Below are 14,328 nucleotides of genomic sequence, written 5' to 3'. Positions count from 1 at the left end.
TAGCAAAAAAAAATTACTTTTTATTCAAAAAGATTTATCCTTGTAATTCTATTTTTTCATACTGCACTAATTAGCAATCAATAGTAAAAACCACATGCTCAAAAAAAAAGTTCAAGAACTCGCAAAAAAAAATTCCCCCCACTTAATTTCTTATAGAAGACACCTACATCAATATCCAGAATTATCCTTCCAAGAACATCAAACTTGTCAATTTGTAAAAGAAAAATTAGACAGTTGGGGAATTGAAACACAAATCATGGCTCAGACAGGAGTCATTGGCATTATAAAAGGAACCAATCCTAGCCAAAAAGTCTTGGCATTACGAGCAGACATGGATGCCTTGCCAATTCAAGAAACCAATGAAACAAGCTACAAATCCAAAAACGAAGGCATCATGCACGCCTGTGGTCACGATGTCCATACCACTTGTTTGTTGGGAGCAGCACAAATCCTACAAGCGCTCAGAGCAGAATGGCAGGGGACAATTAAGTTAATTTTTCAACCTGGAGAAGAAAAATTGCCAGGAGGGGCATCTATACTGATTCAAGAAGGCGTATTAAAAAATCCTAGCCCTAGTGCCATTCTAGGGCAACATGTAGAACCTTTGCTGGAGGTTGGGAAAATAGGAATCAAATCGGGGCTTTTTATGGCTTCTGCGGATGAAATTCATGTCACCGTTCGAGGGAAAGGCGGACATGGGGCTCGTCCCCATCAATGCGTGGATACGATCTTGATGGCTTCCCAGTTGATTGTTCAACTGCAACAACTGGTCAGTAGACATGCAGATCCTTTGATGCCAACTGTTCTCACCTTTGGAAAAATTTATTCTGAAGGCGGAGCGACTAATATTATCCCTAATGAAGTAAAAATCTTGGGCACCCTACGTACTTTTGATGAAACATGGCGTGCTCAAGCCCACGATAAATTAAAAGAGATGGCGCAGCTCATCTGTAAAAGCATGGGGGGAAGTTGTGATTTTAATATTATCAAAGGTTATCCTTATCTAAAAAATGAAACGCAACTGACCTCGCAAACTCGTCAACAAATGGAAGCCTACCTAGGAGCTGAGAATGTAGTTGATTTGCCCGCTAGAATGGGAGGAGAAGATTTTGCTTTTTATTCGCAAGAAATTCCCGCTTGTTTTTATCGTTTAGGCGTACAAAATCCAAATGGAACAGGGCTACACACACCTAATTTTGATGTCAATGAGCAATGTTTGGAAGTTGGAGCTGGTTTAATGGCTTGGTTGGCGATTCAAGCCTTATAAAACATCGTAACAACACAAAGCTTTTAACGACGAGAGGGCGGTCAGAAAAATTCTGACCGCCCTCTCCTATGTTTAATCGATAGATCCCTCTTTTAGAAGGAAGAAATAACATTAAATTGTACCCCATTAAAAGCAGGCTGGTAACGGCAAACTCCTCCTGTACAAACAATCCCTTCTACTTGACGTTTATAGCCAATTTCAAACTTATTGCTTTTGTGGGTATAGTTGGCTCCAAACTCATAGAACACCTCTACTTGTTCGTATTTTTTGGGCACAGTATTAATCATTGCAGAAGCCCAAAAAGAAAAATCTTTGATGTTAAATTCTGCCAAGGCAAAAGCCCATGAACCATAATCCTCTTCTGTATGCATATAAGATAATTCTATCCGCAACGATTTTCTTTTCTTCATGCGCAATCTAAACTCTGCATAAGGAACCAATGTAGTAACAATTGGTACACCAGGTTTTTGTTCGTAACGCTCTTGGTTGTATTGCTGAAATTGGAACCCAGCAATCAATTTCATTTTTTTATTGATTTTCCATAAAGCATTTAGGTTGGCTTCTCGATACAATAAATAAGCCTCATCACCTGTTTTTCCCTCAATGGAATCTAAGGTCATAATGTTTGACAAATTTAGATTCAAGGTCAATTTTTTCTTGATTGGAACCACTGTAATATCCAACTGAGCTGCTTGTTCTCCTACGTCCTGAGTAGCAGCATTATAACGAGCAGATAAACGATAGGTATTTTGACGAGCCATTGGTGGCAAAAATGCAATCAATCCTCTATTTAAGCTTTGCAATGGAGAAGTACGGAAGATAAAATGATCCGTTCTTTTGTATTGCCCCAAAATAGAAAATCCTTTCATAGAATAGGATAACGTTGTAAAAATATTGGTTCCTGCTTTATTTTCTAAAATTCCCTTAGGACTCAATGCATTAACAGCCTCAGCAGTTTTATAAGCACCTTCAACATACCAAGTTAATCCTTTCCAAGTTAAGGTATTGTAAGCCGAAAATGCATAAGTGGTATACTTAGGAACAAAGGCATCTTCTGGCGCATAAGAACCAATATCAGTAGCAATTTGGTTCATGCTTGCATCATCTAAAGTACGGCGAATAGCACCTGCTCCAGGAGTTAAGGTAACTTGGTTATCCTCTTTTCCGATCGAAATAAAACCGTCGATTGCCGCACCAGCAATAATTGGCTGATAGTTTTCAAACAAATTAATTTGCTTTTCTACCTTTTTTTGCTGACCAGCAAAAACCTTTGCTTGCCAATTTTCATTTATTTTATAAATCAATCTTCCCCCTACCAAGGCATTATCAATGGGTAAATAACGCTCATTATAGGCTCTAAAAATAGTTCCATTTCCAATTTGATCGTAAAAATAACCTGCTGTTATATCTAGACCAAAAACTTCTTTTCGAATATGCCAACGCCCTAAACCTAAGGCAGAATACGAATCCAAAGGATCAATCAAATTCGAATTGTAATAGGCATCAAAACGAATGCCTATATCAAAGCCCATAACGCTATAATTTAAGGTTAGCCAATTATTCGTTCCAAACTTCTGACGATCATATTGGGGAGTATTGGCTGCACCAATAACAGAATCTCGGATAAAGAAACTATTTTGAGTTTCAAAATCTCCTGTTAAGGTTCCAAATTTACTAGTGTTGCCATCTTGAGCTGATGCATTTGTTGCAAGAAGACCAAGCATCAATAGCCATGATTGAATTATTCTAAGCCTCATAATTCGAAGTTTTGCGTTTTTAGGTAAAAAAACCAAATGCCATTTATTAATAAGGTATTGGTTAAGTTATATAAGGATAATACATTAATAGTAAGTTGTACTGCTAGCACTAGATATTATCGTGGACTATGCAGCAATCGCATAAATAAACGAAGTTCATTCTATAATGGAGTTTATAGGGAGAAAGTTAACGTTTTTTATCTGTTGAGGCTTTAAAATCACTCCCCTTTAGAAGGGGGATTTTTTTTTACAAAACAAAACAAAAAAATAAATTTTCTGCCATATCTATTCGTTTGTCATAACGTCTACCATGCAAGGTAATTTTTTTTACTGCTTCTGCAAAAATAGTTAGAAGGAATCAAGCTTTTTTAAAATTGCGATACTTTAAAATAAAACTTGTGCAGTTCAAGATATGAAGATATTTTCATTTATTAATAACCATATTACAAAGAATTAAATTTTATTTATTAACTTGGCACAGCAATTGAATAAGAAGCAATTGTTATGTTATTAATTCATAAATATCCTTGTTAAATAATATCTCTACTATGAAATGTTCAAAACTCTTATTAGCTAGTTTAGTTTTACTATTAGTAGCTTCGACTTCAACTTTTGCTCAAAAAAGCTTACCTGCTTCTCTAACGATGGAGACATTGAGTGGTAAAAAGGTCAAATTGAAAGATTATGTTGCCGAAAAAGGAAAAATTACGGTTGTTAATTTCTGGGCAACTTGGTGCAAACCCTGTAAAGAAGAATTAGATAATATTAACAATGATTATCTTGATGCTTGGAAGGATGATTATGATATTGAGTTTATTGCAGTAAGTATGGACAACTCTCGTACCAAGCCAAAAGTAAAAGGTGTAGTAGATACCAAAGGTTGGGAGTATGATATTCTTTGCAATCCTGATAACAGTGCTTACCAAGCTTTAGGTTTTAATTCTTGCCCTTACACCTTGCTATTAGATGCCAAAGGCAATGTTATCTATAAGCACACAGGTTATAAGCCTGGTGATGAAGAAGAATTGGAGCACGAAATCGCAAAAGCTGCTGAATAGTAGTAAGCATACCAACTATTTAGAGCATTCCGCTCTCTATTTATAAAAACAGTCAATTTGAAGCTTAAAAAGTAGTCCTAAACAACTGCCTTTTTTGTCCTCAAATTGACTGTTTTGTTTGTTAGAGTAGCTAAGAGGGTGTTTAATAAACAACCTTACATAAGCTGGTGATAATTGCTGACAAACGAATTGCTGCCCAAACTCTTTTTTCGCTGGTTCCCATTTGTAACAAAGAAGCTTCGTGAGATTGGATGCAACGCTCGCAACCATTCACCGCAGAAACCGCAGTGCTCATCAACTCAAAAAATTCTTTCCCCATAACAGGACTCGACATAATATTCATGCGCAAGCCCGCTGGCATTTTATCATAACTATCTCTTCCCATAAAGTGGCGAAAACGATACAATACATTATTGGCACTCAACAAAGAAGCACAAGCTAATGCTTCTGCAATTTCTGCTGAGGTAGCTCCTGCTTCCTCTGCCTTCGCCGCAAAAGCCTTTTGTACGATTTTATTATTGTAATTGTTGGCAATGGCTACTGCAATCAAGGCTTGTTCTTTTGCATTTAATTCCTTGACACGCTTCATGCCACTAAGATTCATACGCAAATCTTTTAAGTATCGAGAATCTCCCGCCACCAAAGCATCTATTGTTTCATTTTGCAGATCTTCCAAACCCAAATCTGCCAACAAATCATTTTTTGTTTCTGCTAACATTTTTTATAAGTATTAGTTTTGTGTACTTAATTCTATCTTGAAATTATCAGATTTGTTCAAGAACACAAGCAACATAAAATAAAAAAGCTCTTTCTGTATTTCAAGAACACAAAAAGAGCTTTATTCAACTAAGAAGTATACATTAATTATACAACTAATGTTTCTTCACCTTTTTGCCAGTTACATGGGCATAATTCATCGGTTTGCAAAGCATCCAATACACGGATTACTTCGTCTACGTTACGACCTACGCTCAAGTCATAAACAGATACCCAACGTACGATATTTTGAGGATCAACGATGAACGTTGCACGGTAAGCAATCTTTTCGTTTGCTTCCAAAATACCTAAATCTTCAGCTAGAGATTTAGAAGTATCCGCTAACATAGGAAATTTCAAACCACGCAAATCATCGTGATCTCTTCTCCAAGCAGCATGTACAAATTCAGAATCCGTAGAAGCGCCAATCAAAGTAGTATCTCTATCACGGAACTCCTCGTAAGCTGCATTAAACTCTGCAATTTCTGTTGGGCAAACAAACGTAAAATCTTTAGGCCACCAGAACATTACTGTCCATTGTCCATTATCGTTGTTAAAAGTATTCGTTAATGTTTCGAATTCTTTTCCTTTTTCAAGAGAAACTACAGCCGTTTTTGAAAATTGGGGAAACTCGCTTCCTACAGTTAATAAAGCCATTGTTTATATTTTTTTGGTTAAAATAATTCATTGTTCAACTTACTGAACAAAAAATTATAGGTATGGTTAAATTATTATTTAGTATCTATGTATTCTAGTTCTAGTCATTCAACAACTTCTATGGTTAGTTTATTGATAATAAATAATGAATCTAAAAAAACAACCGTTAATTAAAAACGACAAGAACTATAAAACTCTTTCTTAAGAACACCGCAAAGTTAAGAACAGTTTAGAACAAAAACAAATTGAATTCGTCTATCAGTAAATAGAAAATTATAATGCCAACGATAACACAACTAGAATATATTGTTGCCGTAGATAGGGAGCGGCATTTTGGTTTAGCAGCCCAAAAATGCTTTGTCACCCAACCTACTCTAAGTGCCCAAATAAAAAAAGCCGAAGAATTGTTAGGCGTTCTAATTTTTGATCGTAGCAAACAACCGATTGCCCCAACTCCCATTGGACAAGAAATCATTCGTCAGGCTCGTGTTATTTTGCGAGAGCACCAACGATTAGGTCAATTGGTCGCTGATTTTCAAAATGATATATCAGGACAATTACGTATTGGTATTTTACCAACGATTGCTCCTTATCTATTGCCCTTTTTTGTAGGAAACTTTATCCGCAAATATCCCCAAGTCAATTTGCAAATCAAAGAACGAACAACCGATCAAATCATTAGCGATTTAAAAAATGATTTATTAGATGTTGGGTTATTGGTCACTCCACTCAAGGATGAAATGCTCTATGAGCATCCTTTATTTTATGAAGAAATTCAACTCTATGTTCACCCTGAACATTCCTTTGCCCAAAACAACAGCATTCCTTTAGATTTACTAAATCATGAAAATCTTTGGATGCTTAGCCAAGGGCATTGTTTTAGAAGTCAGGTCATCAATCTCTGTACCTCGCAGCAAAATGGGTTATCCAATGGAAACTTACCCTTTGAATACGAAGGAGGGTCGCTAGAGGGTTTGCAACGATTGGTAGACAAAGAAGGAGGGTTTACGTTGCTGCCAGAATTAGCAACCCTTCATAGTCCGCAAAATGTACGTTCTATTCAAGCTCCCATCCCCTTAAGGGAAGTTAGTTTTGTTTATGTCCGTAATTATGCAAAAATAAAGTTGCTCCAATTATTAGAACAGCAAATCAAAGAAAGTATTCCTACACATATGTTACAAAAAGATCGAGGACAAATAGTAGAGTGGAAATAATACGCACAAAAATCTTTAACCTTTCCCTTACTTTTATTGTTGAAGTTGAATTACGAATTGCGAATTACGAATAGTATATTTGCGCACTCTTATCATGTTATAACTTTTATTTCAATGCTATCGCTAAAAAACATTCGTAAATCGTATAAAATTGGTAAAAATTCAATTGAAGTGCTAAAAGGGATTGACCTTTTCATTGATCAAGGAGAATTTGTTTCGATCATGGGTTCTTCTGGTTCTGGAAAATCAACCCTATTGAACATTATGGGGATTTTAGACGATTATACGATTGGAGAATATCATTTAGATGGTATTTTGATCAAAAATCTATCTCAAAAACAGGCTGCATTGTATCGAAATCAATTGATTGGCTTTGTATTCCAAGGTTTTAATCTATTGCCTTTTAAGACCGCAGCAGAGAATGTTGCATTGCCTCTTTATTACCAAAAAGTACCTAGAAAAGAACGACAAATCAAAGCGGTTGAGTTTCTGGATAAAGTTGGGCTTAAAGAGTGGGCCAATCACCATCCTAGCGAATTATCAGGTGGACAACAACAACGGGTTGCAATTGCTCGAGCATTAATATCGGAGCCAAAAATCATCTTAGCGGATGAACCTACTGGTGCTTTGGATACTCAAACCTCCTATGATGTAATGGATTTGTTCAAAACCTTTAATGATGAAGGAAAAACATTGTTGCTAGTTACCCATGAAGAAGATATTGCGGCAAAAACTAAGCGTACGATTCGCCTCAAAGATGGTTTGATTATTAGTCAATAAATTTCATTCATGATCTGCTCTTTTTTCACTGAGAACACAAATTCATAAAAATCTAATAATCAACTAAAAACAAAACATCAGCATTGTTTTTTTACTGATAAATTCTTTTTTTTGTTTTTGTTTTAATTTACATTCTTTTTTACTTTTATATCAATCAGGGGTTACAAACTATAAATTTACCACATAAAGGGTATCAATTTTAGTGATTAAACCTTAAGATTTTATTCCCAAAAGGTTTCACCACCAAACCCAGAAAATGATTAAAGGTACCGATAATGCATCTTAGGGATGTTAGGTACCTTTTCTGATAAATAGCCCTCTCCTCGCCCTAACTCCATGCTACCTATAGGGTGATTTAGTAATAAAACAAAAATACATTTTAGCAGTTTTGTTGCTTTATAAAAAATTGTTTATTAAGCTATAATAACAAATACAATTATTTCTTTTTAATGAAATGAATATTGAAAATTTTAATCTAGCCCCATTTTAGAGGCAAAATAGCAAAAAGCAGGGTAATCAATACCTGTTGTTCTTTTTGCATTGCCCAAAAAGAACCAAAAACGCTAGGACTGGATGACTTCTTGGACAAAGTATCTTCTTGATAGCTTAGGCTTTCAGAAACTCGCTTCGCTCAGACACCTGAAAACCTTATTTTTCCTACAGAAAAATAGCAGCTTTCTGCGGCGTACTTTGTTCCCAATCAGCCATATGCCCACCAAAAAAAACTCTAAAAATGGGTTATGCGATGCTTAGAAAATGATTCTAAGAAAGCTCATCGTCAAACGTTTCGTTGCAAAAATAGTAGCAAATATACTAGGACGAATACATTTGTTTTACTCCTAAAAGTCCCTACCCCTATCTTTAATAGAACAGGTATCCAAGCCCCTAAAATTACTGGCTCAGGAGATATAAAGGTTCACCTAGTTAAACAACTTGGAGAAGCTATTCTAGATCATAATCAATTATAATTTATTCTTCTTTTTTCTTTTTCTTAGGCTTCTTTGGGGGCTCTTGGTAAGGCAAATTATAATGTAGCAATAATTTTTTGGTCGCAGCTTTCCCTACAGAAGCTTCTAATTCTTCTTGGCTAGCGGCTTTAATTTTTTCAACCGAAGCAAATTCCTGCAAAAGTTTTTCGGCTGTTTTTTTGCCAATTCCTTCTATCTCTGTTAATTGAGTAGACACATATTTTTTGGAACGAATCAGACGATGAAACTCGATCGCAAAACGATGCGCTTCATTTCTAGCTTGCTGAATTACCTTTAGCGTCGGTGATTTTTTGCTTAGCAACAGAGGAACACTATCTTCTGGAAAATAAATTTCCTCTAGTCGTTTAGCAATGCCAATAATGGTCATTCGCTTATAAATTCCCAATGCTTTTAGGCTTTTTACAGCGGCACTTAATTGCCCTTTTCCTCCATCAATTACAATCAATTGTGGCAATGGCTTTTTTCCTTCCATCAATCGTTTGTATCGACGATAGACAATTTCCTCCATAGAAGCAAAATCATCTGGTCCTTCTACAGTCTTGATGTGATAATGTCGATATTCTCGTTTAGAAGGTTTTCCATGCCTAAAACAAACCATTGAAGCAACAGGATTCGTGCCTTGAAGGTTAGAATTATCAAAACACTCCAAATGCAAAGGTAATACAGGCATCTGTAGATCTTTTTTCATAATCTCCAAGACTTTCTCTGCCGTTGATTGTTTATTGGCCTTAGAAACCGCCTGTTTTCGCTTTTGTAAAACATAATAGGCTAAATTCTTTTCCGAAAGTTCTAACAGCTTCTTTTTATCTCCTATTTTGGGAATTGTTATTACTGTTCCTTCCCAAACCATTGGTATTTCTATAGGAACAATTACTTCTGGCGCTATGCTCTGGTATTTTTCTCGCAAGGTTTGTATGGCAAAGACTAATAAATCGGTCTGATTGTCATCCAGATTCTTGTCCAACTCCATGGTAAATGTATTGATAATAGCCCCATCAACTACTTTTAAGTAGTTAAAATAAGCTATTTCTTCATCCTGCTCCAAGCTAAAAACATCAACATCTTTGATACTAGGATTTACAACGGTCGATTTTCCTTGATAATTTGCCAAGGCATCGTACTGCACTTTTATTTCTTGCGCCCGCTCAAATTGCATATTCTCAGCATGTTTTTGCATTTCTTCTTTCAGGTACCGCTTAACAGAAGCAAAATGTCCTTTCAGTATATTAGCGACCTGACTTACCTTGGCGTTATATGCTTCCTCTTCTTCATATCCAACACAAGGTGCCAAGCAATTTTTAATATGATATTCTAAACAGGGTTTAAACTTTTGAGCTAAGATATTTTTTTCTGACAAATTTAAGTTGCAAGTACGCAATTGAAAAAGATTTTTGATCAGCTCCACAATTGTATTCATCCGATGCCGAGAGACATAAGGACCAAAATATTTTGAGCCATCTTTATACACTTGCCGAGTGATAAAAACCCTAGGGAATCGTTCTTTTTTGATACAGATATAAGGATATGGCTTTCCAGATTTTAGCATCACATTATAACGAGGCTGATGCTTCTGAATTAAGGTAGCCTCTAATAATAATGCGTCTTGTTCTGTATCTACAATGGTGTACTCTATTCGAACAGATTTACGCACCATAATTCGGGTTTTGTTACGCATATCTTTGCGGTTCCCAAAATAAGAAGAGACTCTTTTCTTTAAATGCTTAGCTTTCCCTATATATAAGATAATATCATCCTTATCAATAAATCGATAAACTCCTGGTTGAGTAGGGAAATTCGGCGCTATTTTATTGTAATCGTCTTTTGTCATAGTATATCAATGGTCTGTCAAAAATATACAATTTTATTTACGAATAAAACAGCCTAAGGCATTTTTTGTTCTTTCTAATTGTTGCAATTCTTCCCCCCTTAAAATAGATATGCCAGCTCTAATAGAGCTGGCAATAATCACAAAACTAAATTTACACTACACTTCATTATTCTTGTATATTGTTCGGGAACTGAACGAATACGTCGATTTTATTTTGTTCAAATTTATTTTAAAATGGTTTACATTTCATATTATAAATTTGTTTGATTCTTTTTTTTTGATATTAAAGTAATACACTTCACTAAATATTATTCTTTTAATCTTTCCTCCTCTATTATTTAATATCTCGATATAACAAAGGTCTAACATTTTATAACTAAATAAGGGTGTATTCTCGCCATTTATTTGTTCATTCTTGCCAAAAAAGGTACTCTTCTTGCCTTTTATAGCACATTCTTGCCAAAAGGAAGGAAAAACAGAAAATCGTTGACTTATTTGAGTTGCAAATCGAAAAAAAAACAACTTGATGAGAACAAAATTCACTCGTTCTCCTTCCTTGCCAGTATAATCTGTTGTGATTCATCTATCTTGTAAAAAATAGAAGCAAAGTGAACTTATAATTTGAAGCCTATTAGCCCTCAAAAAGCATTTTTTAAGTTTCATTCATAAAAAAAGTCGTTGATTTTTTAATCAACGACTACCAATTAATCTTACAGCAAAGTAACAGTGCTTAATTATTCATTTCTAAACTGTTACTTTTTAAATGTAGTATTTAATACTAAATACTCTTTGTCCTCTGTTTGCTTTTTAGGTTGGTATATATTTTCATCATAATTTCGAATTAACTTTACCCCTTCCTCATTAAAATCTAAATAAAAAACACCTTTTTCATGATCAGGGTAACAGACTGCTAGATGCCTAGCTTGTAATTCACAAGCACAGGCGATTTTTGCTGTATTATTAGAATTTATTGTCGCCTCAAAACTGGCTTTTTTAACCTTAGCAATTTTTAATGCCATTTGGGTAGCGTCTTGGTTAACCGTATAAGTTCCTTTATAACGAGGAATAGCAACTTTTCTTATGGTGCACGTTTTATTTTGTTCCTCTTTTGTAATATCCAACTGCATCCAAATAGGATTAACCGTAACTTGTCTGCCTGCTTTATTTAGAGCAAGTATAATTAACGGCTGATTGGAAGCATATTGTGCTTCTTGATCCATTGCTACAGCTTCATAAAAAACAATAGAGTTTCGTTGAGGAAGTTCCTTTACATTACATTTGATGCGAAAAGGCTTCCCTTGAATTAAGCCCTCCAAAATAGCAGTTGGTTGGCTCTGGTTTTCAATCAAGCTGGTAACCACATGAATATTACAAAACGAATATTCACTGGCAACAACTTCCCATCTACCTTCCCATTGAAAGTTACCTTGAGCAATTGAAATAAAGGGGGAGATAAAAAAGATAAGTAATAAGATAATGAAGGAGGGACCTATACGTTTCATGGTATTTAAGTGTTATTTAGTTTTTAATGTTATTAAGTAATGAATCTAAATTATTGATAGTTTATTCGAGCAATCTTTTTAATCTTAACTGTGTTGAAAATACTCGCCATAGCTAAGGCTATGACTGTGTTTTTCGCCTTGTTAATATCAAAAATCTTTTACTGCAAATTCTATAAATAATTTTGCCCCATTACTTACATATAATAATTTACTTTCTCTCTCCATTAAAGTCATTTATTCTAAACAAAACCTAAAATCCGAAATTATCACAAGACTAAAAGAAGATAACAGCAAACAATATTTTAATAAAATCATACAAGTAGTCTATGCTAGATCTGTCTTTTTTGTTACTAATTTTGAGTAAAAATTTAAGGCTTCTATCAATTTTAACATAAGATCAAAAAACGAATACAATTATTTTATAATAGATTGTTTATTAATACAATAAAAAAAAGCCATCTAAGAATTTTCTTAGATAGCTTTCCTATTTTATAGCTTATTATTGCCATCTACTCAGCAATAATCATTAGTTATAACTAGTCTTTTTTAGCCATTCTTTTACGGTCATGTTCCTTCAAGAATATTTTACGCATACGAATATTCTCAGGAGTTACCTCTACGTATTCATCTTCGCCAATATATTCCATTGCTTGCTCCAAAGAGAAAACAACTGGAGGAGGCAACTTCACCTTATCATCAGCTCCAGAAGAACGCATATTGGTCAATTTCTTAGTTTTAGTAATGTTGATGACCAAATCATTTTCACGACTATGCTCTCCAATTACTTGACCTTCATAAACATCTACCCCAGTAGGGATAAAGAATTTACCACGATCTTGCAATTTATCCATAGAATAAGGAATAGAAGTTCCATTTTCCATAGCGATAAAAGCCCCCTTGCTACGCCCTTCGATCTCACCTTTCCAAGGCTCATAATCTAAGAAACGATGAGTCATTACCGCCTCACCAGCCGTACCATTTAAGATCATTGTTCTCAGACCAATAATACCACGAGATGGAATATTAAATTCTAGGTGCATCAAATCTCCTTTAGGCTCCATAATTGTCATATCTCCTTTGCGTTGAGATACCAATTCAATCACTTTACCAGAAAAATTCTCAGGAACATCAATAGACAACAACTCAACAGGCTCGTGCTTTTTGCCCTCTATTTCTTTGATGATAACACGTGGCTTACCCACTTGCAATTCATAGCCTTCACGACGCATTGTTTCAATCAAAACAGACAAATGCATTACACCACGCCCATAAACCATATAAGCATCAGGAGATTCTGTCTCTTCAATTTTCAACGCCAAGTTTTTCTCCGTTTCCTTAAACAAACGCTCTCTAATGTGACGAGAAGTTACATATTTACCTTCTTTTCCAAAAAATGGAGAATCATTGATGGTAAATAACATGCTCATTGTTGGTTCGTCAATAGAAATAGGTGCTAATCCTTCAGGATTTTCTGCATCGGCAATCGTATCACCAATATCAAATTTCTCCATACCAGCAACTGTACACAAATCACCACATTCTACGCTATCTGTTTCTTTTTTGCCCAATCCATCAAACACATACAATGTTTTGATTCGAGTTTTGTCAATAGAACCATCTCTACGCACTAAAGAAATAGGCTGATTTACTTTTAGAGAACCACGAGTAACACGTCCCATTGCCATACGACCAATATACTTAGAGTAATCAATATTGGTAATTTGTAACTGAACCGTCCCATCTACTACTTCTGGAGCAGGAACTACATCCAACACAACATCTAGCAAATGCGTAATATCGTTGGTAGGAGTTTCCCAGTCTGGTCCCATCCATCCCATTTTGGCAGAGCCATAAACTGTTTTAAATTCTAATTGTTCTTCTGTTGCATCCAAGTTAAACATCAACTCAAATACCTCTTCTTGAACTTCATCAGGACGGCAATTGTCTTTATCTACTTTATTGACCACCACCACAACAGTTTTACCTAATGCTAAAGCTTTGGATAATACATAACGGGTTTGAGGCATTGCACCTTCAAACGCATCTACCAAAAGCAAAACACCATCCGCCATATTCAATACTCGCTCTACCTCACCACCAAAATCGGCGTGACCAGGAGTATCAATGATATTAATCTTGGTACCTTTATATTGTACCGATACATTCTTGGCCAAAATCGTGATACCTCGTTCACGCTCTTGGTCATTGTTATCCAAAATTAATTCACCAGCTTCTTCGTTCTCTCTAAAAAGTTGACATTGGTGCAAAATTTTGTCTACCAAAGTAGTCTTTCCATGGTCTACGTGCGCAATAATAGCAATATTACGTAGTGGTTGATTGGCCATTTTCTATTCGTTATCTAATTAAAAATACAACTTAAGATCTAAGCTGCTTAAAAGCGCTGCAAAGGTACAACTTTTATTTGTTAATGGCTAATTTTTTAATAAATCAATGATATTCTGCTAGCTGTAGAGGCATGATTTAACAGTAATAACATAATAAATTACCATTTGAATTATT

At 35.2% G+C, this 14,328-nt stretch carries 11 protein-coding genes; 5 read left to right on the top strand and 6 right to left on the bottom strand.

What is annotated here, in order from left to right; translation table 11 throughout:
• Nucleotides 1–94 precede the first annotated feature (94 nt).
• Nucleotides 95–1,267, top strand: coding sequence for a M20 metallopeptidase family protein (locus tag AsAng_RS01180; RefSeq protein WP_264790939.1), 1,173 nt, complete (start codon nt 95–97; stop codon nt 1,265–1,267).
• Between the two features lie 92 nt (nt 1,268–1,359).
• On the opposite strand, the gene AsAng_RS01175 is transcribed toward AsAng_RS01180, so the two are convergent.
• Nucleotides 1,360–3,024 carry a DUF6029 family protein gene (locus tag AsAng_RS01175; protein ID WP_264790938.1) on the bottom strand — a complete coding sequence of 555 codons (1,665 nt, stop codon included), beginning with the start codon at nt 3,022–3,024 and terminating at the stop codon, nt 1,360–1,362.
• Between the two features lie 548 nt (nt 3,025–3,572).
• Here AsAng_RS01175 and AsAng_RS01170 point away from each other — a divergent pair.
• Nucleotides 3,573–4,082: a TlpA family protein disulfide reductase gene (locus tag AsAng_RS01170; RefSeq protein WP_264790937.1), complete on the top strand. Its 510-nt coding sequence runs from the start codon at nt 3,573–3,575 to the stop codon at nt 4,080–4,082.
• Between the two features lie 142 nt (nt 4,083–4,224).
• Here the strand turns inward: AsAng_RS01170 and AsAng_RS01165 are convergent, their stop codons facing one another.
• Both AsAng_RS01165 and AsAng_RS01160 read right to left on the bottom strand, forming a co-directional pair.
• The gene (locus AsAng_RS01165) at nt 4,225–4,800 is read right to left on the bottom strand and encodes a carboxymuconolactone decarboxylase family protein (RefSeq protein WP_264790936.1); all 576 of its coding nucleotides are present in this window, start codon (nt 4,798–4,800) and stop codon (nt 4,225–4,227) included.
• A gap of 146 nt (nt 4,801–4,946) precedes the next feature.
• The gene (locus AsAng_RS01160; RefSeq protein WP_264790935.1) at nt 4,947–5,495 is read right to left on the bottom strand and encodes a peroxiredoxin; all 549 of its coding nucleotides are present in this window, start codon (nt 5,493–5,495) and stop codon (nt 4,947–4,949) included.
• A gap of 278 nt (nt 5,496–5,773) precedes the next feature.
• Between AsAng_RS01160 and AsAng_RS01155 the strand changes: the two genes are divergently transcribed.
• The 3 genes from AsAng_RS01155 to AsAng_RS01145 all read left to right on the top strand — a co-directional run bounded on the left by AsAng_RS01155 (nt 5,774) and on the right by AsAng_RS01145 (nt 8,457).
• Nucleotides 5,774–6,709 (top strand): hydrogen peroxide-inducible genes activator, encoded by a 936-nt coding sequence (locus AsAng_RS01155; protein WP_264790934.1) that lies wholly within the window; start codon nt 5,774–5,776, stop codon nt 6,707–6,709.
• A gap of 114 nt (nt 6,710–6,823) precedes the next feature.
• Nucleotides 6,824–7,489 carry an ABC transporter ATP-binding protein gene (locus AsAng_RS01150; RefSeq protein ID WP_264790933.1) on the top strand — a complete coding sequence of 222 codons (666 nt, stop codon included), beginning with the start codon at nt 6,824–6,826 and terminating at the stop codon, nt 7,487–7,489.
• Between the two features lie 740 nt (nt 7,490–8,229).
• Nucleotides 8,230–8,457: a hypothetical protein gene (locus AsAng_RS01145; RefSeq protein WP_264790932.1), complete on the top strand. Its 228-nt coding sequence runs from the start codon at nt 8,230–8,232 to the stop codon at nt 8,455–8,457.
• 1 nt (nt 8,458) lies between these two features.
• Here AsAng_RS01145 and uvrC read toward each other — a convergent pair whose 3' ends face one another.
• The 3 genes from uvrC to typA all read right to left on the bottom strand — a co-directional run bounded on the left by uvrC (nt 8,459) and on the right by typA (nt 14,153).
• Nucleotides 8,459–10,306 (bottom strand): excinuclease ABC subunit UvrC, encoded by a 1,848-nt coding sequence (gene uvrC / locus AsAng_RS01140; RefSeq protein ID WP_264790931.1) that lies wholly within the window; start codon nt 10,304–10,306, stop codon nt 8,459–8,461.
• A 752-nt stretch (nt 10,307–11,058) separates the two neighbouring features.
• Nucleotides 11,059–11,808 (bottom strand): hypothetical protein, encoded by a 750-nt coding sequence (locus tag AsAng_RS01135; protein ID WP_264790930.1) that lies wholly within the window; start codon nt 11,806–11,808, stop codon nt 11,059–11,061.
• Nucleotides 11,809–12,344: 536 nt separating this feature from the next.
• Nucleotides 12,345–14,153, bottom strand: a complete 1,809-nt coding sequence (typA, locus tag AsAng_RS01130) for a translational GTPase TypA (protein WP_264790929.1) — start codon at nt 14,151–14,153, stop codon at nt 12,345–12,347.
• Between the last annotated feature and the right edge of the window lie 175 nt (nt 14,154–14,328).

Origin of the sequence: Aureispira anguillae (genome assembly GCF_026000115.1) — a bacterium.
GTDB lineage: Bacteria > Bacteroidota > Bacteroidia > Chitinophagales > Saprospiraceae > Aureispira > Aureispira anguillae.
The sequence above is the reverse complement of the archived record's forward strand: the minus strand, read 5'-3'. Positions and strand labels throughout refer to the sequence as shown.

Excerpts from the sequence above, each read along its gene's own strand:
- AsAng_RS01180 (WP_264790939.1), top strand. The coding sequence starts at position 95 with ATGCTCAAAAAAAAAGTTCAAGAACTCGCAAAAAAAAATTCCCCCCAC.
- AsAng_RS01175 (WP_264790938.1), bottom strand. The coding sequence starts at position 3,024 with ATGAGGCTTAGAATAATTCAATCATGGCTATTGATGCTTGGTCTTCTT.
- AsAng_RS01170 (WP_264790937.1), top strand. The coding sequence starts at position 3,573 with ATGAAATGTTCAAAACTCTTATTAGCTAGTTTAGTTTTACTATTAGTA.
- AsAng_RS01165 (WP_264790936.1), bottom strand. The coding sequence starts at position 4,800 with ATGTTAGCAGAAACAAAAAATGATTTGTTGGCAGATTTGGGTTTGGAA.
- AsAng_RS01160 (WP_264790935.1), bottom strand. The coding sequence starts at position 5,495 with ATGGCTTTATTAACTGTAGGAAGCGAGTTTCCCCAATTTTCAAAAACG.
- AsAng_RS01155 (WP_264790934.1), top strand. The coding sequence starts at position 5,774 with ATGCCAACGATAACACAACTAGAATATATTGTTGCCGTAGATAGGGAG.
- AsAng_RS01150 (WP_264790933.1), top strand. The coding sequence starts at position 6,824 with ATGCTATCGCTAAAAAACATTCGTAAATCGTATAAAATTGGTAAAAAT.
- AsAng_RS01145 (WP_264790932.1), top strand. The coding sequence starts at position 8,230 with ATGCGATGCTTAGAAAATGATTCTAAGAAAGCTCATCGTCAAACGTTT.
- uvrC (WP_264790931.1), bottom strand. The coding sequence starts at position 10,306 with ATGACAAAAGACGATTACAATAAAATAGCGCCGAATTTCCCTACTCAA.
- AsAng_RS01135 (WP_264790930.1), bottom strand. The coding sequence starts at position 11,808 with ATGAAACGTATAGGTCCCTCCTTCATTATCTTATTACTTATCTTTTTT.
- typA (WP_264790929.1), bottom strand. The coding sequence starts at position 14,153 with ATGGCCAATCAACCACTACGTAATATTGCTATTATTGCGCACGTAGAC.